This is a genomic window from Pseudoflavonifractor capillosus, from assembly GCF_016902575.1.
Classification (GTDB): domain Bacteria; phylum Bacillota; class Clostridia; order Oscillospirales; family Oscillospiraceae; genus Enterenecus; species Enterenecus capillosus_A.
The window spans coordinates 1-22,826 of record NZ_JACSNZ010000005.1 but is presented as its reverse complement, the minus strand read 5'-3'; the positions used below and the strand labels follow the sequence as shown (position 1 = coordinate 22,826).

Sequence of the window (22,826 nt, the reverse complement as noted above, 5' to 3'; positions counted from 1 at the left end):
AATCTTACCTCGTTTTCTATTTCTCGGCGGTGATAGATGCCAGAATTGGCTGATAAAGCTGGGCATCATCGCTGACCAGTTGTAAGAATTGATCCTCGTCCAGCACGGGGACACCCAATTCATTGGCCTTGCGGAGTTTGGAACCGGCAGCTTCCCCTGCAATGACGCAGCTGGTTTTTTTGGACACGGAGCCAGACACCTTGGCCCCTAAAGCCTCTAGCATTGCACCTGCCTCTTTCCGGGAATTGTGTGACAGCTCACCGGTGAGGACAAAGGTGAGCCCTGCCAGGCGGTCTCCCACCGGTACGGCGGTACTCAAGGTGTTCACCCCTGCCTGGACCAAACTCTGCACCAAATGCTGGCTCTGAGGGGACGCAAACCAAGCTGTCAGATATTCAGCTGTGATGGGGCCAATGTCATCAATGGCGGTAAGCTCCTCTACCCCGGCCTGTGCCAGTGCCTCCAGGGAGCCGAATTTGGCTGCCAATACCTTGGCAGCCTTCTGCCCTACCTGACGAATGCCAAAGGCAAAGAGAAGTTTGGACAGATCATTTTTCTTGGAACGCAGGATGGCAGCAAGCAGATTCTCTGCGGACTTCTGCCCCATCCGATCCAACTCGGCTACCTCATCCTGCTGGAGGGTGTAGAGATCAGCAGGGGTGCGTACCAGCCCAGCCTGCACCAGAGCCTCTACCACTGCGGGGCCCAGGCCTTCAATGTCCATAGCATCCCGGCTGGCAAAGTGCGTGAGATTACGCAGCAGCTGTGCAGGACACTCTGCGCCTGTACAACGCACGTGAGCCCCGTCCTCATCACGCACCACTGGGGCACCACATACCGGACACTGGTGGGGCAGTTCGTAAGGCACGGTGCCGTCAGGGCGCTTGGAGGCAACAACGGAAACGATCTCCGGGATGATTTCCCCTGCCTTCTGCACAACCACGGTGTCCCCGATGCGGATATCCTTTTCAGAGATAAAATCCTGATTATGAAGGGTGGCGTTGGTCACCGTCGTTCCTGCCAACCGTACGGGATCCACCACTGCTTTGGGTGTGAGCACCCCGGTACGTCCCACCTGTACGACGATATCTCGTACCACACTCTCCTTTTGCTCGGGTGGATACTTAAAGGCAGCAGCCCAACGGGGGAACTTCGCAGTTTCTCCTAGAGCTTCACGCACAGTAAAGCTATTCACCTTCACAACAGCTCCGTCGATATCAAAGGGATATTTTTCCCGCTGCTCTCCCAGCTTTTGAATCTCCCGTTGAATCTCATCCATGTCAGAGGATTTGAGATAGTCAATGACCTTGAATCGTAAACCCCGTAAATAGTCCAAACTGTCACTATCAGCTGTAAAGGTAATTCCGTTTACATACTGAATATTGAAAATTAGAATGTCAAGGCCACGAGATGCCGCAACTTTCGGGTCAAGCTGACGCATGGAGCCAGCAGCAGCGTTGCGAGGATTGGCAAACAGAGGTTCACCCCGCAGCTCTCGCTCTTGATTGAGCCGTTCAAAGGTTTTCCTGGGCATATACACCTCGCCCCGGACAATGAGGGTCTCCGGCGCACCTTCCAGCACCATGGGGATGGAACGAATGGTGCGCAGGTTCTCGGTGACATCCTCTCCCACCATGCCATCTCCACGAGTAGCACCACGGACAAAAACCCCGTTTTCATACTCCAAGGCTACGGACAGGCCATCCACCTTGGGCTCCAACAAGTATTCCAGCCTTTCGTTTTGAGAGATGCGCTGGTGAAATTCCATCAGCTCCTCCGGAGAAAAGACATCCTGCAGAGACTGGAGGGGGACCCGGTGGGCGATTTGGTTGAAGCTATCCAGAGCTTTTCCGCCCACTCGTTGGGTGGGAGAGTCTGGGGTAATCCACTGGGGATATGCCTGCTCTAGCTCCTCCAGCTGCCGTAGCATATGGTCGTATTCAAAGTCAGAGATGGTGGGTTGATCCAAAACATAATATTGATAGTTGTGCTGATTGAGCTCCTGACGGAGCTTCTGAATTTGCTGTAAGGGATCCATATCCGTTGAGCTCCTTTGTGATTATGATCCAGTTTGTATATAGTTGTCAGGGACTTTCCCGATGAGTATCGTTTCGGCCAGACATACGGTATCTTCTACTGTCACAGAAGTGATTTCGCCGGGAATGAACAGATGCACTGTGGCGGAGATATCCATGAGCACTTGGTGGTGCGTCTGATTGATGCCCGCACTTTCAAAGTAATTACGCACTTGTGCCGTCACATCTCCCACCGAGTCGATGGACACCCGTAATTTGGGACCCAGCCCAGAAAACAGCATCCACCCAGTGAGATTGCCCAAGGGTACCCCCAACTGCCCTGCGTCCAGGGTTTCCAACTGCGCTACCAAGGACTGTATGATCTCACTTTTCAGCTGGCTGATGACGGTTGTGCGCCCGGTAACGGTGACGATTCCGTCCTCCTGGGTTTGACGAATTTCCATCAAATCATCGTACCCCAATCCCTGCTCCTGCATACACTGCTCTACCACATTTGCTACGGCAACAGAGATGAGGTTGGTGGCTTCACTCACGGCAACGGTCTCCACTACCGGCCGAAGATGGTTGGAAAAAAACTCGAAGAGAAGCAGTATTAAGAGACAGAGCAACAGGGTCAGGACGAGAAAACGAGACTTTGACCGCTGACTCCATCGCTGCAACCGACAGCGCAATGGTACTGACACGTCATCACCCCCGGGGCCATTGTATGCACCCGGGGGCTTGACTCATTCAGTGTCCCAACAGTTCCTGAGCAGCCAGCATCAGGCCCGCTTTGCCGGACTCATAGGTGAGTCCGCCTTGGAGATAGACGGTATAGGGCTCTCGCATAGGAGCGTCTGCGGACAGTTCGATGGAAGCACCCTGGATAAAGGCTCCGGCAGCCATAATCACCTGGCAGTCATAGCCAGGCATATCCCAGGGTTCCGGCGTTACGTAGGAGTCCACAGGAGCTCCGGATTGGATGCCACGACAGAATGCCTTGACTCCTTCCCCATTACCCAGGTGAATCATCTGGATGATATCGTGGCGTGGTGCCAAAGAGTGAGGTTCCGTGGCATACCCCATCTGTTCCATGAGGGCAGCTCCAAACACCGCAGTCTTTAGGGCCTGAGCCACAGTGTGAGGGGCCATAAACAGGCCCTGATAGAGCAGCCGATTGTTCCCCAGAGTGGAACCGCACTCCTTGCCGATTCCCGGGCAGGTCAAACGCATGGCAGCCCCTTCAATGAGGTCGTGGCGGCCAGCCAGATAGGCCCCAGTGGGGGCCAGACCACCGCCAGGGTTCTTGATGAGAGAGCCAACCACCAAATCAGCTCCCACGTGGGTGGGCTCCTTCTCCTCCACAAACTCTCCGTAACAGTTGTCTACCAAAATGGCAGTGTTGGGATTGTGGCGGCGGATGATCTCACACATCTGGCCAATCTCATCCACAGACAGGGATGCACGGGTAGAGTAACCCTTAGAGCGCTGAATGAGCACTGCTTTCACCTTGGGGTCGGCCACCGCTTGGGCCAGCCCATCCAGATCCGGGGTATTCTCCGGAGTGAGATCTACCTGTCGGTAGGCCACACCGAAGTCTTTCAAAGACCCGGAGCCCTTATCTGTCACACCAATGACGCCCAACAGGGTGTCGTAGGGGGCCCCCACGGCGGACACCAGCACATCTCCGGGGCGCAGACAGCCAAAGAGAGCGGCGGAGATGGCATGGGTGCCGTTGACAAACCCGATACGCACCAGAGCATCCTCCGTACCGAAGAGGTGGGCATAGATCTCGTCCAGCTTGTCCCGGCCCAGATCGTCGTAGCCGTACCCAGTGGTACCGGCGAAGTAGCTCTCTGCTACCCGGAATTGACGGAAGGCATCCAACACCCGCAGGGTGTTCGCCTCTGCTACCGCATCAATGCGGGCGAACTGCTCCTTCAGCGTCTCCTCTGCCCGCTGGGCCAGGGTACGCAACTCGTCAGAAAACTGTAAAGACATTATATTTAACACTCTTTCTCTAGCTTAGTATTGGCCAGCTTGGCCACCAGGTCCACGCAGGCCTGCACGCCACTGGCAGCCACCGAAGCCACTGCGTGTTCGTAACCGGAGGGGCCCCCAGTCTGACACAGAATTTTAAGGCTTTCCAAGATATTCAAGAATGAGCACCCTCCAGCGTATTTACATACTGTTTGAACTTGTTGCCCCGCTCCTCGAAGTTGCGGAAGCAGTCAAAGGACGCGCTGGCGGGAGAGAGAATGACCACATCCCCGCTTTCTGCCTGGTCGTGGGCTGTGTGCACGGCCTGTTCCAGGTTGTCGCAGCGGATGATCTCAGGGTTGCCTGGGGTATAGCCGGTGGATTGCCGGGTAGCCTGTTCAATCTTGTCTGCGGTGGCTCCAGTCAAAATCAGGCACTTGACAGACTGGACGATCTGTGGGCCAAGCACGTCGTAGGGAATGTGCTTGTCGTAGCCACCGGCGATGAGGATCACCTTGTCCTGGAAGGAACGCAGTCCGGCGATGGTGCGGGTAGGGCTGGAGGCAATGGAGTCGTTGTAGTAGCGCACCCCGTCCAGCTGCCGTACCAGCTCGATGCGGTGGGGCACTCCGCCAAAGGATTTGGCATACTCCCGGATGGTCTCATCCGACACCAGGCCATCTAGGGCGGCAATGGCTGCCATGTAGTTCTCCAAGTTGTGTACACCGGGGATAAGAATATCGTCGGCAGCCAGAATGGGGCGGGTGTGGTAACAGATCATTCCCTCCCGTACGCAGACCCCGCGCTCCAGATTCTTCTTCCGGCTGAACAAGGTAACCTCTCCTCTGGCCTGAGAGGCAAAGCTGGCTGTGATTTCATTGTCTGCATTGAGCACTAACTTGTCCCCGGTGTCCTGGTAGGCAAAAATATTGCGCTTGGCAGCAATATATTCTTCCATGTCCTTGTGAACATCCAGATGATTGGGGGACAGGTTGGTGATGACGGCAATATTGGGGCTTTGCTTCATGGTCATCAGCTGGAAGGAGGACAACTCCAGTACCACCATGTCGTCGGGACGGATCTCATCCACCTCGCACAGAAGTGGGTGTCCAATGTTGCCACCCACAAAGGTGCGGTAACCAGCTGCCTTCAAAAGGCCTGCAATGATGGTGGTGGTTGTCGTCTTGCCGTCCGAACCAGTGACCGCAATGACGCTGCAGGGACACAGCTCCAAAAACGTCTCCATCTCGGAGGTCAGCCGCGCTCCCTGCTCCACCGCTCGGGTGATCTGAGGCACGTCAGGACGGACACCGGGGGTGCGGAAAATCACATCGGCGCCCTCCACACCATCCAGATAGTTGGCGCCCAGGCTTACCCGCAGACCCTTGGCCTCCAGTTCGGCCAGGCCTTCAAAATTCTCCCGCTCCCGCTTATCGCATACCCGGACGCTCAGTCCGGCCTGTAACATCCGCTTTACCAAGGGGGCGTTGGACACCCCCATGCCGATAACGGCAATCTTTTTCCCCTTGAGAGAGTTCAAATAATCTGTTAAAATTGATTCCATTGACTTCGGCCTCCCTTTCCCTTTAGGAGTAAATGACATCAGAATATTATAACGCATAAACTGCCATTTGACAATCATGCAAAGTTGAAGTACAATGATACGGCAAGTAAGCTGGACAGCCGCGTGGGCAGGTCGAAAGGCCGTTCATGAGGAAAGTCCGGGCTCCGTAGGGCAAGGATAACGGGTAACGCCCGCCGAAGGCGACTTCAGGAAAAGTGCAACAGAGATATACCGCCTTAGTCTAGTATGGCCCTCGAAAGAGGGGCGGTGGCTAAGGTAAGGGTGGAAAGGCGGAGATAAGCGCCCGCCCGATGACTGGGAACTGCTCATCGCTGTAAACTCTATCCGGAGCAACACCGTGGAAACGCACACAAAGCCGGCCCGGCTGCGTTGAGGAGGTGGCTGGAGCGTAGTGGCAACGCTGCGCCTAGATAGATGGCTGTCTTAAAGGACAGAACCCGGCTTATAGGCTCACTTGTACCAAAACGGCTCGCTCCTGCTGGGTGCGGGCTGTTTCATTTTCAGGTGTACTCTGCAAGGAGTGCGCCGTATTTTTTGTCGAGGAGAGATGGCAGTGGAGCTCAGTCGTTATTCCGTCATAGAAGATAAGAATCCACGGGAGATCGTGCTGCTGCGCGGCCGGGGCTGCGCCTGGAAGCGGTGTCGATTTTGCGACTACCATTTGGACGCTTCACAGGACGAACAGGCCAATCTAGAGTTGAACCGGGAGGCTCTGTCCCACGTCACTGGTCAATACCACCGTTTAGAGGTCATTAACTCCGGCTCCTTTGCCGAGCTGCACCCCTCCACGCTGTTGGAGGTGGATCGGGTGTGCCGGGAGCGGGGGATTCGAGATCTTCATGTGGAGAGCCACTGGTTGTTTCGCAAGACCCTGCCTGCGCTGCGCAAGCATTTTGAATCCATGGGGATCTGCCTGCACGTGAAGATTGGCGTGGAGACCTTTGATGCGGTATACCGTGAGCAGGTACTGGACAAGGGCATCGACGAGAGTGATCCCGCTGCCATTGCAGCCCCCTTTGACGACTGCTGCCTTCTTTTTGGACTTTCCGGCCAGAACGAGGAGAGCATGAAGCGAGACGTGGAGACGGGGCTTGCCCATTTTCAGCGAGTGTGTATCAATATTATGGTGCCCAATACAACCCAAGTACAGCCGGACTCGGCTGTGCGGGAGATCTTTATTGAGAAGGTCTATCCTCTGTATAAAGATAACCCCAGGGTGGATATTCTGCTGGATAATACAGACTTTGGAGTAGGAGAAAAACTATGAGAAATGAAATGCTGCTCATCATCACCCTGCTGGTCCTGTACGGCTCAGTGCTGGTATGGTTTGCTCTGTTTGGCACCAGCGGCTTGCTGAGCTTCACCGTCTTTGCCACCATTGCCGCCAACATCGAGGTGCTGATTTTGGTGCAGGCCTTTGGCATGGAGATGACCCTGGGTAATATTCTCTTCGCCACTACCTTCCTGGTAACAGATATCCTCAGCGAGATTGCAGGAAAAAAACAAGCACAGCAGGCGGTCTGGATCGGCATCGCCGCCAACATCCTCTTTGTGCTGGTGTCCCAGTCATGGTTAATGTATTTGCCATCTTCCGGGGATTGGGCAACACCCGCCATTAAAATCATTTTTTCCAACACTCCCAGGCTGATGCTGGCCTCCCTGGCAGTGTACGCCATTGTCCAAATCTTTGATGTGTGGCTGTATCACAAATGGTGGGATTTGACCCAGCGTCTCAGTGGTGACCGGCGTGGTTTCCTCTGGGTGCGCAACAATGGATCAACCCTTATCTCTCAGCTGCTTAACGCCATTTTGTACACCATTTTTGCCTTCTATGGCATGTATGATACCTCCACCCTGGTGTCCATCGTTCTATCCAGCTACGTGATTTTTATCTTCACTTCCCTGCTGGACACCCCTATTGTATATTGGGCCCGGCTCATTCACGAGAAAAAACAGGCATCCCAGTCTTGACACCTGAACCCTTCACGAGACCCTTTCGTGGAGGGTTTTCTCTTGTGAATATCGGGACAATGTGATATAATCACCGGGATTTCACATCGTTTCCGCTTGGAGGAATGAACCATATGATCCAACTTGTTGTCAGCGATATTGACGGCACTCTGCTGCCTTACGGCGACACCGTGCTTTCCGACGAAGTATTTACCCTCATCCAGCAGCTCAAGGCCCGAGGGATCCCCTTCTGTCCCACTTCCGGGCGGCAGTATCACTCGCTGCGTACGCTCTTCCCGAGCATGGCCGATGAGCTATCCTACGTGTGTGAAAATGGTGGGGTCGTCTATGGCCCCGGCACTGAGGAGAAAGCTCCCATTCTCACATCCTTCCCCATGGACAGAGAGAAATCGTTAGCCCTGGCCCGTGAAATTTTGGACTTGCCGGACAGCCAGCTGCTGATTACCGGGGCAAAGTATGCCTATCTGTGTCGGTGCACCCAAGAGTACGTAGCGCATATGCGGGACTTTAAGGGATTTCAGCTGAAAATTGTGGAGGATGTGGCGGAGATCCCAGAGGAAATACTGAAGGTGTCCGCCTACTGCCCTCTGGGGACTCAGCCTGCTGCGGATGCCCTGGGCCCCACTTGGTCTCAGGTCTTTCAAATGGCTGTGGCAGGCGAGGATTGGCTGGACTTTACCATTGCAGATAAAGGACAAGGCGTTCTGGGCCTATGTGATGTGCTGGGAATCAAACCTGAGAACGTCCTGGCCTTTGGCGACAACTGGAATGATGTAGCCATGCTCTCTGTGGTGGGACATCCATACCTGATGGCGTCAGCAGAAGAGGAACTGCTCAAGCGGTTTCCCACCACCTGCCACCGGGTGGAGGACGTGCTGCGTCATTATCTGGACACCAACCAACTGCCCTGATATTTCCCGCAAAATGGAGGACGACCTATGTTTCCAGAAGGATTTCTCAAACGGCTGGAAGAGCAGCTGGGCCAAGCGGAACTGACACAATTTCTAGCCGCTGCAGAGCATCCCCGTTGGGTGGCGCTGCGCATCAACAAATTGAAAACAGCTACGCCCCCGCCTCTGAGTCAATTTGGCCTGACTCCAGTACCCTGGGCAGAACTGGGGTATTATTACGATCCCAACACCAGACCTGGCCTGTCCCCCTACCATGAGGCAGGACTGTACTATCTCCAGGAGGCCAGCGCCATGGCCCCGGCCGGGCTACTGGATGTGAGACCCGGGATGCGGGTGCTGGATCTGTGTGCCGCCCCAGGAGGTAAGTCTTCTCAGTTAGCTGCCCTGCTGGATGGACAGGGATTGCTGGTGTCCAACGAAATTGAACCCAAGCGGGCAGTCATTCTCAGCCGCAATCTGGAGCGTATGGCTGTGGCCAATTCCCTGGTGCTCAATGAGCATCCCCGCAAGCTGGCCGGACGATTCCAGGCGTATTTTGACCGCATTTTGGTGGACGCTCCCTGCTCTGGGGAGGGAATGTTCCGCAAAGAAGAAGCTGCATCCACCGACTGGAGTGTGGAGACCATTCAGATGTGTGCCCATCGGCAGAGCGAAATTCTCCATTCTGCTGCCCAGATGCTCCGTCCCGGTGGACGAATGGTATACTCCACCTGCACCTTTGCTCCAGAGGAGAATGAGGGGGTCATTGCCGGATTTCTCCAAAGCCATCCGGATTTCTCCCTGGTTGCCGTGGAGGCGCCTTGGTTTACGCCCGGTCGCCCGGACTGGGTGGATGCCCCGCCCTGCGGTCTGGAGCGCACATTCCGGCTCTGGCCGCACCATCTACATGGAGAGGGCCACTTTGCGGCGGTGCTGGAACGGCAGGGCGATGAAGCAGGACAGGCACAGCCTCTGGAGCCTGGCATCTCCGCCCCCAAGGAGCTGACGGAATTTTGTCAAGCTGCCGGGGTTGTATTGCCGGACGGTAAGCTAATTTCCTTTGGGAAAAATCTGTGGATGGTGCCCAGTGAAATGCCTGCGTTGAAAGGGCTGAAAGTGCTTCGGGCAGGATTGGAACTGGGTCAGCTGCTGAAAAATCGCTTTGAGCCTGCTCATGCCCTGGCTCTGTGGCTGAAGGAGACAGCGTCTCAGGTGGATTACCCCGTGGACAGCCCGGAGATTGCCGCCTATCTCTCTGGAAATACCATCCCCGGAACCCAAAACGGTTGGACGCTGCTCAAGGTGGACGGCTTGTCCCTGGGCTGGGTCAAAGGGAGTAACGGGGTGTTGAAAAATCACTTTCCCAAAGGGTTGCGGCGTACGCTGCGCTAAACGTGAGGAGAGATGCCCAATATGGAGATAATGCTTCGCCCAGCTGTTCCAGAGGATGCCCCGGTTTTGGCCGATATTCAAATCCAGGCATGGAATGCCGCCTTTGGTGGCATACTCTGGATTTGTTGCCACCAACCAGGGAAAAGAAACCTTGGGTGCCAAGGATTTGCTGTACATCATTTCCTTGTGAGGAGGAACGTCGATGCGGATTGCCTGTATCATTTTAGCTGCGGGGAAAAGCCTGCGTTTCGGTGAAAATAAACTACTGGCTCCAGTTAGTGGCGCTCCCCTCTTATCACACACGTTGCATGCAATCCCCACTCCCCTGTTTGCTCAGATTTTAGCTGTGGTCAGTCACCCAGAGGTTGCGCTGCTATGCAAAGATCAGGGCATGGAGGTCTGTGCCTACCAGGGTGGGCCTCAGAGTCAATCCATCCGACTGGGGTTAAAGGCCCTGAGAGAAGCGGATGGGTGCCTGTTTGTGATGGGAGATCAGCCCCTGTGCAGCGCAGACACCATCCAACGGCTGGTAGATGCTTTTCTCTCCCTGCCTCAAGCCGTTCACCGACTTTCCTATGAAGGGCAGCACTCCAGCCCCACCATCTTTCCCTCCCACCTCTTCCCTGCTCTGATGCAGTTGACTGGGGAGCGGGGCGGTATGGCCGCTGTGGGTCAAACACCGGTATACTATGTGGAGGCGAAGGGGGCACATGAGCTATGGGATGCAGACATCCCTGAGCAATTATCCAAAATCCAACAGTATTTACAAGCGCACCCCTGATGGGTATGGGGTGTGCTTTTTTGTCGCTTTACATACCGAGAAAATTAGGGTACAATATATTGTGTATTATTGTGCATTGGCCGAACGTGTGAATATATAAGGTTTGGAGGAAGTATCTTGTTGACCATCAAACAATATATCCGGGCAGAGAGTCTGGAACAAGCCTATGAATTGAATCAAAAGAAGTCCAACCTCATTTTGGGCGGAATGCACTGGATGAAAATGACCACCCGCAATGTGGACACTGCCATCGACCTGTCCAATCTGGGATTGGACACCATTGTAGAGACGGATACCGCTTTTGAAATCGGGTGCATGGTCACAATGCGTCAGCTGGAGCTGCACCCAGCCCTCAATGCCTTCACCCATAACGCCGTGGCTGATGCAGTGAAAGATATTGTGGGTGTGCAGTTCCGCAACACTGCCACAGTGGGCGGATCTATCTTCGGCCGCTATGGCTTCTCCGATGTGCTCACCATATTCTTAGCACTAAACGCCAAGGTGGTGTGCCACCATGCTGGGGTACTCTCTCTGGAGGAGTATGCGCAGAAGGAGCAGGATCGGGACATTCTGGTGAAGCTGGTGGTGGACAAGCGTCCCATCCAGGTTTCTTACCAAGCCATGCGTCACGCCCGCACCGACTTTCCCATTCTTACTTGCGCTGTTTCCTGTGTGGACGGCGTTTGGCAAGCTGCGGTGGGTGCACGCCCCCACAAGGCCAAGGTAGTGCGTGACCAGGAGTCGCTGCTGTGCCAGGGTGTAAATATAGAAAGTGCCCAAAAGTTTGGCTCCTATGTCAGCGAGAAGCTGAGCTTTGGCTCCAATATGCGGGGCAGTGCCCAATATCGCCAACAGATCTGCGGCACACTGGTGCAGCGGGGTGTTATGGCCGCTTGTGAGGAGAACTAACATGGAACTGAAATTTGAACTCAACGGGAAACCTGTAACCACCGCCATTGAAGCGGATAGCCTGTTGCTGGATGTACTGCGCAGACTGGGATGCTCCAGCGTCAAGCGTGGCTGTGAGAGCTCCAACTGCGGTCTGTGCACCGTTTTTATGGACGATAAACCGGTATTGTCCTGCTCTATGCTGGCTGCCCGGGTGGCAGGTCATCGCATCACCACACTGGAGGGACTCCAGGAGGAGGCTGCCGACTTCGGTGCTTTCATCGCTGACCAGGGCGCTGAGCAGTGCGGATTTTGCAATCCCGGCCTGATGATGAACGCCATTGCCATGTTCCGGGAAAACCCCCACCCCACCGAGGCGGAAATTCTCTCCTACCTCAGCGGTAATCTGTGCCGCTGCTCCGGTTATGAGGGTCAGCTGCGAGGCATCCAGGCCTATCTGGCCTTCAAGGATGCCCAGAAAGGAGGGGCGTGAATATGCGACATGTGAGCCAACCCGTTCGTAAAAAGGACGCCATGGCCCTGGTCACAGGAAAGCCGGTATATACCGGTGATCTTCGTGACCCCAATGCTCTGGTGGTGAAGGTACTTCACAGCCCCCACGCCAATGCCATGATTGAGAGCATTGACACCTCTATCGCCATGAAGGTGCCGGGAATCGAGGCCATTTTCACCTACAAGGATGTGCCCCAGAAGCGATTTACCATGGCCGGTCAGACCTACCCTGAACCCAGCCCCTATGACCGACTGCTGCTGGATCGCCATGTGCGCTTTCACGGGGATGCCGTGGCTGTGGTGGCCGGGGAAACGGAAAAGGCTGTGGATCGAGCCCTAAAGCTCATTAAAGTCACCTATCAGGTGCTTCCTGCTGTGTTGGACTTCCGCACTGCCAAGGATAACCCTGTTCTGGTTCACCCCGAGGACAACTGGATCGCGCACTGTCCTGTGGGGGCGGATAATCACCGCAACCTGTGTGCCCATGAGGAGACTGGCCACGGCGACATCGAGGCTGTTTTGGCTGACTGTGACGTTGTTCTCCAGCGCACTTACCATACCAAAGCCAACAGCCAGGCCATGATGGAGACCTTCCGCACCTACACCTATATAGACACTTACGGGCGGCTGAATGTGCTCAGCTCCACGCAGATCGTCTTCCACGCCCGACGCATCATCGCCCATGCCCTGGACATTCCTAAGTCCAAGGTGCGGGTGACCAAGCCCCGTATCGGCGGCGGATTTGGCGCTAAGCAGAGCTGTGTCACGGAAATCTTCCCTGCTCTGGTCACCTGGAAAACCGGTAAACCTGCCTACCTGGTTTATAGCCGTCAGGAGAGCCAGACCGCCGGCAGCCCCCGTCATGAGATGGAGATCACGGTGCGCATCGGTGCCATGAAGGATGGCCGCATCCGTGGGTTTGATATGTATACCCTGTCCAACACCGGAGCATACGGAGAGCACGGCCCCACCACCGTGGGTCTGTCCGGGCATAAATCCATTCCGCTTTACAACCGCAATCAAGAGGCCTATCGTTTCTGCTACGACGTGGTATACACCAATGTGCAGGCGGCCGGAGCCTACCGTGGTTACGGCGCTACCCAGGGTCTGTTTGCTGTGGAGAGCATTGTCAACGAGCTGGCTGCCGAGTTGAAGATGGATCCTGTGAAGCTGCGTGAGATGAATCTGGTGGCAGAGGGCCAGGTGCTCCCCGCCTATTATTATGAGCCCTGTAATGCCTGCGCTCTGGACCGATGCCTTAAGGCCACTGCTGAGCGTATGGGCTGGGATGAAAAGTACCCCTGCCGGGACATGGGCAACGGCAAGGTGCGCAGTGTGGGTGTGGCCATGGCCATGCAGGGCTCCAGCATTTCCAATGTGGATATTGGTGGTGCCACCATCAAGCTCAATGACGACGGATTCTATGCCTTGACCATTGGCGCTGCTGATATGGGTACGGGCTGTGACACCATTCTGGCCCAGATGGCGGCTGAAGTAATGGAATGCGACGTGGACAATGTGGTAGTCTACGGTGCAGACACCGATGCCTCCCCCTATGATTCCGGTTCTTACGCATCCTCCACCACCTATCTCACCGGTCGTGCGGTGGAAGAGGCCTGCCAGAAGCTGCGGGAGAGCATCCAGAAGATTGGCGCCGTTCTGCTCAAGTGCGGCGTGGAGGACACGGAGTTTGACGGCAAGGAAGTGATCTGTGTCAGCGACCCTCAGCGCAAGGTTTCTCTGGTGGACGTGGCCACCGCCTCCATGGTCAACAACCAGTTTGAGACCCAGTTCACTGCTACCACCTCTTCTCCCGTTTCCCCGCCCCCCTATATGACAGGCATGGTAGAGGTGGAGATCGACATGGCCACCGGCGCCATCCAGGTGCTCAACTACGAGGCCACCGTGGACTGTGGCACCGTCATCAACCCCAATTTGGCCCGGGTACAGACCGAGGGCGGCATTGCCCAGGGTATCGGCATGGCTCTGTATGAGGACATCACCTATACAGACAAGGGTGCCATCCGGGAAAATTCCTTCATGCAGTATAAGATCCCCACACGCCAGGACGTGGGACGGATCCACGTGGAATTTGAGTCCAGCTACGAGCCCACCGGCCCCTTTGGCGCCAAATCCATTGGTGAGATCGTCATCAACACCCCCTCCCCTGCCATTGCCCATGCAGTGTACAACGCCACTGGTGTATGGCACAGAGAATTGCCCATTACCCCGGAGAAGATTCTGCTGGGTGAGAAATACTACGAAAAAACCTCTGTGTGATTTTGTCACAGAAGGGAAATGCTAACGGGTGTATGATAACACCATCAAACAACAAACCTAAAGGAGATGTTCCTATGAAAGCTATGACCATTACCAAGGAAAATTTTGATACCGAGGTCCTCCAGGCCTCCCAGTCCGTGCTGCTGGACTTCTGGGCTGAGTGGTGCGGCCCCTGCCGGATGCTCTCCCCCGTCATTGACCAGATCGCTGCCGAGCGTACTGACATCAAGGTGGGTAAGGTGAACGTGGATGAGCAGCCCGACCTGGCCCGCCAGTTCGGAGTGATGAGCATTCCCACCTTGGTGGTGATGAAGAACGGCGAGGCCGTGGCCCAGTCTGTGGGTGTACAGCCCAAAGAAGCCATCCTGCGCATGCTGTAAGCAGGTCAACCCCCGCAGCTGTTTCTACACGGCTGCGGGGGTTGTTTGGTATTCCCGTTGCTTTTTCCTTACAAAACGGGTATACTGACCTCAAACCTACGAATGCGAAAGGAGCAACCAGCTATGAAAAAATCCAACGGGAAGACCATCCCGTGGCCGAAGGGAAAGTTGGGGAAAATTCTGGTCAATCTTTTGGTGACGGCTGTGGTGGGGTTTGTCTACTTTTACGTCACCCTACCGGCCATTAACCTTCAGGCCACAGAGTTTTACGGCTTCTTGTTCCTGCTATGCTTGGTCTATATGATCTGCACCCTGGTCACCTCTGGATTTCAAGACAGCCATGTGGTGATGGACGGAAAGGAAAAAGTAAAACAATACTTCCGTTTCATCAAACAGCAGTGCTTGCCCGTTGGCATTTTCATGCTGCTGCTCGTTGTGGTTGGGGGTGTGGGTCAAATCGTTTCGCTGCCTATCTTTCGGGCCCAGGATTACCGCCAGCTGCTGACTGTGAACAGCGGGGAGTTTGCTCAGGATATCAGCCAAATCTCCTTTGACGAAATTCCGACGTTGGATCGCACTTCGGCGGAATACCTGGGTGATCGACAAATGGGCACCCTCAGCGACATGGTCAGTCAGTTCGAGTACGGCGGGGACTCCACTCAGATCAATTACCAGGGCCGTCCCGTGCGGGTGGCACCTGTGGCCTATGCCGATTTGATCAAATGGCTGACAAACCGGGGCGAGGGCCTCCCTGCCTATGTATTGGTGGACATGGTTACCCAGGAAGCCCAGGTGGTGCGGCTGAATGAGGGAATGAAATACTCCTTTTCCGAACCGCTCAACCGAAATATTATGCGGCATCTGCGCTTCCAGTACCCCACGTTTATGTTCTCCACCCCTCGGTTTGAAATTGATGAGGACGGACAGCCTTGGTGGATCGCTCCCCGGGTGGTAAAGACCATCGGACTGTTTGGCGGCACCGACATCCAAGGTGCGGTGCTGTGCAATGCCATCACCGGGGAAAGCCAATATTATGACGAGGTGCCTTCCTGGGTGGATAATCTGTATACCCCCGCCCTCATCATGCAGCAGTACGACTACTACGGCACGTTGGTCAACGGATTCCTCAACTCCATCTTTGGCCAAAAGGACGTGACAGTGACCACCGAAGGGTACAACTATATTGCCATCAATGACGATGTGTATGTGTACACCGGGGTCACTTCTGCCAACTCAGACCAATCCAATTTGGGATTCCTGCTCTCCAACCAGCGCACCAAGGAGACCTTCTTCTATGATGCCCCCGGTGCCACTGAGGAAGCTGCCCAGGCATCTGCGGAGGGCTTGGTACAGGACCTGGGTTACACCGCCACCTTCCCTTTGCTCATCAATGTGGCAGGTCAGCCCACCTATTTCATTCCTTTGCAAGATGACACTCTACTGGTGAAGAGCTATGCCATGGTCAATGTGGCTCAGTATCAGCTGGTGGCCACCGGAAATACAGTTTCTCAATGTGAGCAGGAGTATATCCGGATGCTCACAGACAAGGGGTTGACCCAGGAAGAGGAAGTACCCCAGACCACCGTTCAAGGAACCGTGGCTGAGATTCGCTCTGCAGTCCTGGATGGCAACACCTACTACTATGTGCGTCTGGAGGGTCAGACGGTCTTCTATGCTCTCTCTGCCCGGGATAACCAAGAGGCTGTGATTCTAAATGTGGGAGACCAGGTGACCATTGAGCATCAGGTCACAGAAGAGAATGCGGCAATCGCCCAAGGATATTCTCTCACCATTGATGCCCCTGCTGCCCTACCGGAATCTTAAGGAAAAGCGCCACCGACAAACTTCTGTCGGTGGCGCTTTTGTCAATCCATTTGAGAAAACAGAGGGCTGTTCAGCTCCACAATGTCATCCAGGGGGATCTCCGTTCCCTCTGTAAGGCGCAGCAGCCGCTTATAGCAATCCACACCTCGCAGGTGTCCAGTCACCGTTTGGTACGAACCGCCTGCTTTTTTGGAATCTGCCTGGAAGTAGCACACGGTGACAGGAGGGTGATCCCCGGCGTGGGTCTGCAAAATTTGCTGCTTGCGATCTAATTGCTCTCGGACGTCTTCGGTGAGGTGTCGCCGCTGTTGTGTGATACGGGCCGTCTCCCCGATGGCGGCATCATGGCCGGTAAGGGCGGCAAAGGGAGCAAACTGGGCCGCCCGATCTTGCCGGGACATGGGAGGACGAGCATACTGTGTGGGACGAGGCATATGGAGGATGTCCCGATACGGATGCAGCTCTGACTTCATGCCTTGTGCCCTCCGATCTGGTTGTTGCGCTGCCGGGCTGTTGCCCCCTCCTGGAGGTTCATGCCCTTGAGCACAGCGTTTTTTCCATATTTCTTTTTGATGGTGAGAATGGCCTGCTGCTTCTGCCGCTCTCGCTCCAGCCGAATCTGTTCCTGCTGACTATCATCGGCAAACAAACTCATCTGTTGCGGCCGATCTTGAGGCAAGCAATCTTCTCGCAGCACCCGATTGGCAGTGATGTTCAGCCTGCGCACCAGAAGATTGGGGTTAACAATACGGTCAAAGAGCCGTGTCATAGCCGCCTCGATTTCCCGGGCGGATGACGTGTACCTTTCCAGATTGGCTGTCCCATGGGCGTGTTTGGGAATGACTCGGCCATAGACATCCGTGGAAACTGCACCGTGATAGGCTTGCCGTCGCTGGGGGTCCTCCAGATTTGTTCTGTCGTAGCCTACCGTCAGGGTGATCTGATTGGTAACCAGGCGGTGATCCACCAGATCCAACACCAGAAGATCCGTCATTTCCCGCACCACCAGCCGGGCCTTGTCTGCTTCGTAGGGATATTGCAGCACCTGCCCTGACCCTAAGCTATTGGCGCTGGGGCGGTAGGCCTTAATGTCTGCGATGGTGCACGGCTCCCACCCCCAAGCGTGGTCGATGAGCAGCTGGGCATTGACCCCAAAGAGTTTGTAGAGCAGTTCCTGGTTATAATAATCGCTGGGCTTGCCCAGAGAGCACCGTGCGATGTCTCCCATGGTATATAGTCCCTGGCGCTCCAGCTTTTTTGCGTATCCCCTGCCCACCCGCCAAAAATCTGTGAGGGGACGGTGTGTCCATAGATTGCGGCGGTAGCTCATTTCATCCAAGCAGGCAATGCGCACCCCATTTTTATCCGGCCGGATATGCTTGGCCTCAACGTCCATGGCCACCTTAGCCAGGTACAAATTGGTGCCGATCCCGGCCGTGGCGGTAATACCTGTGGTGTGGAGCACATCCAGCAGGATGGTTTGGGCCAGCTCCTGTGGGGTCATTCCGTAGGTGTCCAGATAGTGCGTGATATCCATAAACACCTCGTCGATGGAATAAACGTGCATATCCTCCGGAGCTATATATTTCAAATATACTTGATAAATCCGGGTGCTGAAATCAATGTAGTGGGCCATCTGGGGCGGAGCCACCAGATAGTCCAGGGCCAGCTGCGGGCAGGCCAGGATCTGGGGTGCCTGATGGGAAGAGCCAGTGAGAATGCCGCCCGGAGCCTTGCGCTGTCGCTGAGCATTGACCTCTTTGACCTTCTGCACCACTTCAAAGAGCCTGGCTCGTCCCGAAATTCCATAGGCCTTCAGAGCGGGAGATACCGCCAGGCAGATGGTTTTTTCCGTCCGGCTCTGGTCTGCCACCACCAGATGGGTGGTCATGGGGTCAAGGCCCCGCTCAATACATTCCACGGATGCGTAAAACGATTTCAAGTCGATGGAAAGATAGGTTCTCTCCGCCATGTACCACACCTCCCTCCAGCATGATGGAAAAATTCTACCTCAAAGAATGTCCCATAACTGGGACTTTTATGTGCTCCGACCCCCATAGGGAATAGTCAGGTTCACATTACCTGTCAAACTGGTTGATTTCTTACGCTCTCAGCCCACGATACCGATTGAAGCAGGCAAAGATCTCCTGGGGCCTGGGCCGGGCCATGAATGGCACACTAAAGCCACGCCCCACCAGGCTCTCCAATCCCCTGCCTTCTGTGGCTGCATTCAATTCAGCCACCACCTGCTGCAGGGTTCTTTTCCCGTCTAACAGATGCTGATAGGCATACACCATACAGTAGGCCAAGGCAGTAAGCTGTTCAGCATCTGTAAGCTGCTCCACATAACGCAAATCAATGCTCTCACGGTTGATAGATACTCCGTCCCGGCCCAGCGTCTTGATCTTCACCCGTTCATTTCCCCTTAGATCACCTGAAGGCTTAGGGCAACGGATATCGTTTGGGGTTTTGGCTGGCTCCAACCCCGTGAAGGCAGCAGGAAACGCCCGGGCTTCCTCCTTGGCCAGTTCAGTGATGTCACGGGGTACATAGCAGTCCATCTGAATGATGTGGTGGGCAGCGTGGAAATAGGCCCCGGAGCTGCCCGCCACCAGGATGGTAGAGACACCGTGGCGGTGATACAACTCCTCCACCCGCTCCAAAAACGGCGTAATGGGTTCCTTATCCCGGCGTATCACTCGCTGCATCAGCTCATCTCGAATCATGAAATTGGTGGCGCTGGTGTCCTCGTCCATAAGCAGTACCTTGGCGCCCGCCTCCATAGCCTCTACCACATTGGCAGCTTGAGAGGTACTGCCACTGGCGTCCTCTGTGATAAATCGAGCGGTGTCCTTCCCATTGGGCAGACCTTGAATGAACATGGAGATATCTGTACATTTGATGCTTCTACCGTCCTCGGCCCGGACTTTTACGGCGGTATCATCGGTGATGACATATTCTCGACCATCTCCTGCGACGTGGTTGTATACCCCCAGCTCCAGAGCCTTGAGCAGAGTGGATTTTCCGTGATACCCTCCCCCCACGATCAATGTGATTCCCTGGGGAATCCCCATACCGGTGATTTTCCCTCTATGGGGCAACTCCAGCGTGACAGCCAACTCCCGGGGCGAACGAAATGGCACACTGCCTTTCATAGGCTGTGCAGAGATTCCAGAGGCCCGGGGCAACACACTGCCGTCGGCCACAAAGGCACACAGTCCCATTTGGGGCAAGGCCTGTCGGATGAACTGCTGATCCTCGGCCAAATCTGCCACTGCCTGAAGGTGCTTTCTGTCCAGATTGACATAAAACAGAGAACGCTCCACACACTGGGGAAGCAGATCAAAGAGAATTTTGCTCAACTGGCTGGCATTGATGGTGCGCCCGTTGGCTGGGAAGCCTACCTCCAGCCGTAAAACAACATCGCCAGTGACGGCATCTATGCTGCATGCCGTGCGCTCCAGCACTTCCTGACCACAGCGGCTGATGGAAATGAGGCCACTGTGACCAGATCCCTTGGCTACCCCGGATACTTGGCTGGCTTGCTTCTCAAACAGGCGGGTAATGGCATCTTGCAGTGCAATGCGTTGGCAAGGCTGTGCATACAGAGCCGGTGGAAATCCGGCTCTCCGCCCTTTCACATGGATACTCAACTTGGAGGGAGCTGCAAAAGGATCTCCCTGCACATGGTCAATGGATAACATATAGTCGGGAAACTGGTACGTACCCCGAGTTTCTTTGTAGGCGGGATAGCTCCTGCGATCAATACGGGTAAGAAGCTGTTGAAGTTGTGAGGCAGTCTGCATTCGTTGGCCCTCCTGCGTCAAAGTGTTTACAAGTTCAGTATACCCCAAGTTCACGTCTCCTTCAACCGCCACTCATTTTCCCGGAACATTGGGCGCACCCCCTGCATAGGATAGGAGGAGCGCAAGCTTAGATTGGATATGGAGTTGATATCATATGGAAATGCCAGTCATTACGCCCAGCAACGCCACTAGAGCACAGGCCATTACGGACATCATCCAGTCCGTGGCTCTGGAGGAAACTGCCCTGTCTCACATTCTCAATGCCGAAGGTGGAAAAATCCAGAAGATGGTGGTCATGGAGGACGTTAGCCCCGAGGTTCTGTTGCTCACCAACAAGTCTGTGGAGTCTATGGTGAACGCTGTGTCCAGACTGGAAATGATTCCTCCACTCCAAGCTGTCCATCTTCCGGTACTATCTGTGCCCCAAGGATGATATGCCCGTGGAATAACCCGCACAAGGATGGACCTTCTCTGGGAGCTCCCAACCTTTTTGCGGTGGCATGTACTGCGCCATAAGGTAACAACGCCTCATTATTTTGTCCAGGAGGATTCCAGCATGACAACAAATTTTGGCTTGGCCAACGAATATAATGTTTTTGTATTTGGAGATATGTCTCTGAGCAATACGGATGCCGAGGGCCGGGTGGCCGTAGGCGGAACTGCCACCTTGAGTAACTATGGCGTGGGAGCCGGTATTGCCCCGCTTCCCCCGGCCAACACCGACCCTTCCTTTGTGATAGCAGGAAACGTAAATGTTTCTGCCGGATCCAATGCCAGCGGCAATACCGTCATCAGTCCCAGCAGTACCGTCATCGGTTACACCATGGGCAATCCCAACGGTTCGCTGGTGATCGGAACACCCATTGACTTTACTGAGGGAGAGCGATATTTGAAGTGTGCCTCCATTTACTGGGCCGCTTTGGAGCCAAATGGCGTAGGCGAGGTGGTGTCAGGTCAGCTCAATTTGAGCGGCACCGACGAAGCCCTCAATATCTTCAACTTTGAAAGCTCTGATATTTATGGAACCGGGCTGGCTCTGAACCAGCTCAATGGCATTAACATCACCGCACCCCTCTCCTCCACCACCCTCATCAACATCACCGGGCCCAATATCCAATATGGCAGCCACCCGATCTTCCGCAATGGCACCGCAGCCACCAGGGCCCATGCCCGCCGAATCGTGTGGAACTACCCCGAGGCCCTGACCTGGTCCAACAGCACCACTGCCATCTACGGCTCGGTACTTGCGCCCTTTGCTGATGCTACCACCACCTTCAGTCAACTCAACGGCAATATCGTTTTCTCCTCCTTTACCGGAAATGCGGAGAGTCACAACGAATTGTTCGTAGGTGAGCTACCCGTTGCTCAGTGACGCTGTCAGGCCATCACCGTTCTGTTGGGGTTCGTTGCATTGCAGCAGACTGCTCTAAAAAGCAAGCTAGATTTGTTTCAGGATTGCATTTATGATTACAGAGTGTAAAAAAGAAGTGCACAATGACCATGGTCCGCACACAATATCACCCGGATTAGATCTTTCAACACCAGCTGTGTCCCCTCCTGGAATCCATATGAAACAACAACCAGCTCAGCACATTGTGCACGGAGCTGGTTGTTGTTTGATCAAATTCGCTGTCTCATCAAACCGTGGTGGTTGCAGTAGAGATATAAATATCCTCGTCCCTGAAACCGGAAACGACAAGATGGGTTCCCCTCTGGGTACAGCTTTACCATCTGAAAACGATCCGATGTAACATAAGCCAGAAAAGAGATGAAGTGGGTTTTGGTCATAGGATGATTCACAGTAAGATATTCCTCGTCCTCTACTTTTTCGATGGTTATCCTATGCGCCTCATCCAATTCCTCTGCATCCAGGGCAGGCAAAGCCACACCGCAGCAGCTGAAGGCCGCCTGACCCATAGAGTGGATCACATTGCCGCAAATGGGACACACATAAAAGGCAGAACGGAGCATGTTGGCGGACTTATTTTGGTTGACTACCGCATCTCCGGACAGCAACTCCATCACTGAGACGCCCAGGGCCAATGAAAGAGGCTCGATGAGTGAGATATCCGGCAATCCTTTTGCTGTTTCCCACTTGGACACGGTTTTGCTGCTGACGTCTATTTTCTCCGCCAGTTGAGCTTGTGTCAGACCTTTTCCTTCCCTCAAACGTTTGATCACAGCTCCTGTGACATATTGGTTCACGGAATTTCCTCCATTTCGTAGTTTGTAGGGTGATTATATCAGCCATTTCTCCCTGCCACAACCTACGCTGCGTAGGACAAACAAGATACGGAGCATAAGTGGGGCACCACTTATGCTCCGTATCTGCATTTTCACAAAGGGCGGAAACCTTGGCAAAGCCAGAAATGACTTCCACCGAACATTGAAATTACTTACAGTTCCCAAAACAAAAGGGCCTGTTGCAAAATAGGCCAGGACAATAGGAACCCCCCGGCATAGCCGGGGGTTCTTCATATGCGGGCAAAGCCCTTTGTTACTAGCCACGCCTAAAGGCGTT

Annotated in this window: 21 protein-coding genes and 1 other RNA gene; 13 read left to right on the top strand and 9 right to left on the bottom strand. The window is 54.6% G+C overall.

Annotated elements, in window-relative coordinates; all coding sequences use genetic code 11:
- Positions 1–16: 16 nt before the first annotated feature.
- The 5 genes from ligA to murD are packed head-to-tail and all read right to left on the bottom strand — an operon-like array spanning position 17 to position 5,559.
- Complete coding sequence (gene ligA, locus H9X86_RS03105) at positions 17–2,038, bottom strand: NAD-dependent DNA ligase LigA (RefSeq protein WP_204900124.1); 2,022 nt, start codon at positions 2,036–2,038, stop codon at positions 17–19.
- A gap of 21 nt (positions 2,039–2,059) precedes the next feature.
- Positions 2,060–2,719, bottom strand: coding sequence for a sporulation protein YunB (gene yunB / locus H9X86_RS03100; RefSeq protein ID WP_204900123.1), 660 nt, complete (start codon positions 2,717–2,719; stop codon positions 2,060–2,062).
- Positions 2,720–2,765: 46 nt separating this feature from the next.
- Entirely contained in the window at positions 2,766–4,016 is a 1,251-nt protein-coding gene (locus H9X86_RS03095) for a methionine gamma-lyase family protein (protein WP_204900122.1), read from the bottom strand.
- Between the two features lie 5 nt (positions 4,017–4,021).
- Positions 4,022–4,174 (bottom strand): hypothetical protein, encoded by a 153-nt coding sequence (locus H9X86_RS03090; RefSeq protein WP_204900121.1) that lies wholly within the window; start codon positions 4,172–4,174, stop codon positions 4,022–4,024.
- Positions 4,171–5,559, bottom strand: a complete 1,389-nt coding sequence (gene murD, locus H9X86_RS03085) for a UDP-N-acetylmuramoyl-L-alanine--D-glutamate ligase (RefSeq protein WP_204900120.1) — start codon at positions 5,557–5,559, stop codon at positions 4,171–4,173. Before murD ends, H9X86_RS03090 begins: the two co-directional genes overlap by 4 nt.
- A 103-nt stretch (positions 5,560–5,662) precedes the next feature.
- On the opposite strand from murD, the gene rnpB reads away from it, so the two are divergent.
- The 11 genes from rnpB to H9X86_RS03030 all read left to right on the top strand — a co-directional run bounded on the left by rnpB (position 5,663) and on the right by H9X86_RS03030 (position 16,499).
- Positions 5,663–6,041, top strand: an RNA gene (gene rnpB, locus H9X86_RS03080) — RNase P RNA component class A.
- Between the two features lie 92 nt (positions 6,042–6,133).
- Positions 6,134–6,847, top strand: coding sequence for a radical SAM protein (locus H9X86_RS03075; RefSeq protein ID WP_346011424.1), 714 nt, complete (start codon positions 6,134–6,136; stop codon positions 6,845–6,847).
- Positions 6,844–7,551, top strand: a complete 708-nt coding sequence (locus H9X86_RS03070; RefSeq protein ID WP_204900118.1) for a queuosine precursor transporter — start codon at positions 6,844–6,846, stop codon at positions 7,549–7,551. The genes H9X86_RS03075 and H9X86_RS03070 overlap by 4 nt, the downstream gene beginning before the upstream one ends.
- A gap of 113 nt (positions 7,552–7,664) precedes the next feature.
- Positions 7,665–8,462: an HAD family hydrolase gene (locus tag H9X86_RS03065; protein ID WP_204900117.1), complete on the top strand. Its 798-nt coding sequence runs from the start codon at positions 7,665–7,667 to the stop codon at positions 8,460–8,462.
- 27 nt (positions 8,463–8,489) lie between these two features.
- Complete coding sequence (locus H9X86_RS03060) at positions 8,490–9,833, top strand: RsmB/NOP family class I SAM-dependent RNA methyltransferase (protein WP_204900116.1); 1,344 nt, start codon at positions 8,490–8,492, stop codon at positions 9,831–9,833.
- 202 nt (positions 9,834–10,035) lie between these two features.
- Positions 10,036–10,614: a nucleotidyltransferase family protein gene (locus H9X86_RS03055; protein WP_204900115.1), complete on the top strand. Its 579-nt coding sequence runs from the start codon at positions 10,036–10,038 to the stop codon at positions 10,612–10,614.
- A gap of 117 nt (positions 10,615–10,731) precedes the next feature.
- Positions 10,732–11,523: an FAD binding domain-containing protein gene (locus H9X86_RS03050; RefSeq protein ID WP_204900114.1), complete on the top strand. Its 792-nt coding sequence runs from the start codon at positions 10,732–10,734 to the stop codon at positions 11,521–11,523.
- A 1-nt stretch (position 11,524) separates the two neighbouring features.
- Entirely contained in the window at positions 11,525–11,995 is a 471-nt protein-coding gene (locus H9X86_RS03045) for a (2Fe-2S)-binding protein (RefSeq protein WP_204900113.1), read from the top strand.
- 2 nt (positions 11,996–11,997) lie between these two features.
- Positions 11,998–14,295 carry a xanthine dehydrogenase family protein molybdopterin-binding subunit gene (locus tag H9X86_RS03040; protein WP_204900112.1) on the top strand — a complete coding sequence of 766 codons (2,298 nt, stop codon included), beginning with the start codon at positions 11,998–12,000 and terminating at the stop codon, positions 14,293–14,295.
- 74 nt (positions 14,296–14,369) lie between these two features.
- Positions 14,370–14,675, top strand: a complete 306-nt coding sequence (trxA, locus tag H9X86_RS03035) for a thioredoxin (RefSeq protein ID WP_204900111.1) — start codon at positions 14,370–14,372, stop codon at positions 14,673–14,675.
- A 123-nt stretch (positions 14,676–14,798) separates the two neighbouring features.
- Positions 14,799–16,499, top strand: coding sequence for a CvpA family protein (locus H9X86_RS03030; protein WP_204900110.1), 1,701 nt, complete (start codon positions 14,799–14,801; stop codon positions 16,497–16,499).
- A 41-nt stretch (positions 16,500–16,540) separates the two neighbouring features.
- Here H9X86_RS03030 and H9X86_RS03025 read toward each other — a convergent pair whose 3' ends face one another.
- The 3 genes from H9X86_RS03025 to H9X86_RS03015 form a co-directional block, all read right to left on the bottom strand.
- Positions 16,541–16,972, bottom strand: a complete 432-nt coding sequence (locus H9X86_RS03025) for a hypothetical protein (RefSeq protein WP_204900109.1) — start codon at positions 16,970–16,972, stop codon at positions 16,541–16,543.
- Positions 16,969–18,471, bottom strand: a complete 1,503-nt coding sequence (locus H9X86_RS03020) for a Y-family DNA polymerase (protein ID WP_204900108.1) — start codon at positions 18,469–18,471, stop codon at positions 16,969–16,971. Before H9X86_RS03020 ends, H9X86_RS03025 begins: the two co-directional genes overlap by 4 nt.
- A gap of 130 nt (positions 18,472–18,601) precedes the next feature.
- The gene (locus H9X86_RS03015; RefSeq protein ID WP_204900107.1) at positions 18,602–20,305 is read right to left on the bottom strand and encodes an ABC-ATPase domain-containing protein; all 1,704 of its coding nucleotides are present in this window, start codon (positions 20,303–20,305) and stop codon (positions 18,602–18,604) included.
- Between the two features lie 154 nt (positions 20,306–20,459).
- Here H9X86_RS03015 and H9X86_RS03010 point away from each other — a divergent pair, with 154 nt between their 5' ends.
- Positions 20,460–20,738, top strand: a complete 279-nt coding sequence (locus H9X86_RS03010) for an alpha-helical endospore appendage domain-containing protein (RefSeq protein WP_204900106.1) — start codon at positions 20,460–20,462, stop codon at positions 20,736–20,738.
- A gap of 123 nt (positions 20,739–20,861) precedes the next feature.
- Positions 20,862–21,677, top strand: a complete 816-nt coding sequence (locus tag H9X86_RS03005; protein WP_204900105.1) for a choice-of-anchor A family protein — start codon at positions 20,862–20,864, stop codon at positions 21,675–21,677.
- Between the two features lie 248 nt (positions 21,678–21,925).
- Here H9X86_RS03005 and H9X86_RS03000 read toward each other — a convergent pair whose 3' ends face one another.
- Positions 21,926–22,510, bottom strand: coding sequence for a helix-turn-helix domain-containing protein (locus H9X86_RS03000; protein ID WP_204900104.1), 585 nt, complete (start codon positions 22,508–22,510; stop codon positions 21,926–21,928).
- Between the last annotated feature and the right edge of the window lie 316 nt (positions 22,511–22,826).

Excerpts from the sequence above, each read along its gene's own strand:
- ligA (WP_204900124.1), bottom strand. The coding sequence starts at position 2,038 with ATGGATCCCTTACAGCAAATTCAGAAGCTCCGTCAGGAGCTCAATCAG.
- H9X86_RS03095 (WP_204900122.1), bottom strand. The coding sequence starts at position 4,016 with ATGTCTTTACAGTTTTCTGACGAGTTGCGTACCCTGGCCCAGCGGGCA.
- murD (WP_204900120.1), bottom strand. The coding sequence starts at position 5,559 with ATGGAATCAATTTTAACAGATTATTTGAACTCTCTCAAGGGGAAAAAG.
- H9X86_RS03070 (WP_204900118.1), top strand. The coding sequence starts at position 6,844 with ATGAGAAATGAAATGCTGCTCATCATCACCCTGCTGGTCCTGTACGGC.
- H9X86_RS03065 (WP_204900117.1), top strand. The coding sequence starts at position 7,665 with ATGATCCAACTTGTTGTCAGCGATATTGACGGCACTCTGCTGCCTTAC.
- H9X86_RS03060 (WP_204900116.1), top strand. The coding sequence starts at position 8,490 with ATGTTTCCAGAAGGATTTCTCAAACGGCTGGAAGAGCAGCTGGGCCAA.
- H9X86_RS03055 (WP_204900115.1), top strand. The coding sequence starts at position 10,036 with ATGCGGATTGCCTGTATCATTTTAGCTGCGGGGAAAAGCCTGCGTTTC.
- H9X86_RS03045 (WP_204900113.1), top strand. The coding sequence starts at position 11,525 with ATGGAACTGAAATTTGAACTCAACGGGAAACCTGTAACCACCGCCATT.
- H9X86_RS03040 (WP_204900112.1), top strand. The coding sequence starts at position 11,998 with ATGCGACATGTGAGCCAACCCGTTCGTAAAAAGGACGCCATGGCCCTG.
- trxA (WP_204900111.1), top strand. The coding sequence starts at position 14,370 with ATGAAAGCTATGACCATTACCAAGGAAAATTTTGATACCGAGGTCCTC.
- H9X86_RS03030 (WP_204900110.1), top strand. The coding sequence starts at position 14,799 with ATGAAAAAATCCAACGGGAAGACCATCCCGTGGCCGAAGGGAAAGTTG.
- H9X86_RS03025 (WP_204900109.1), bottom strand. The coding sequence starts at position 16,972 with ATGAAGTCAGAGCTGCATCCGTATCGGGACATCCTCCATATGCCTCGT.
- H9X86_RS03020 (WP_204900108.1), bottom strand. The coding sequence starts at position 18,471 with ATGGCGGAGAGAACCTATCTTTCCATCGACTTGAAATCGTTTTACGCA.
- H9X86_RS03015 (WP_204900107.1), bottom strand. The coding sequence starts at position 20,305 with ATGCAGACTGCCTCACAACTTCAACAGCTTCTTACCCGTATTGATCGC.
- H9X86_RS03010 (WP_204900106.1), top strand. The coding sequence starts at position 20,460 with ATGGAAATGCCAGTCATTACGCCCAGCAACGCCACTAGAGCACAGGCC.
- H9X86_RS03005 (WP_204900105.1), top strand. The coding sequence starts at position 20,862 with ATGACAACAAATTTTGGCTTGGCCAACGAATATAATGTTTTTGTATTT.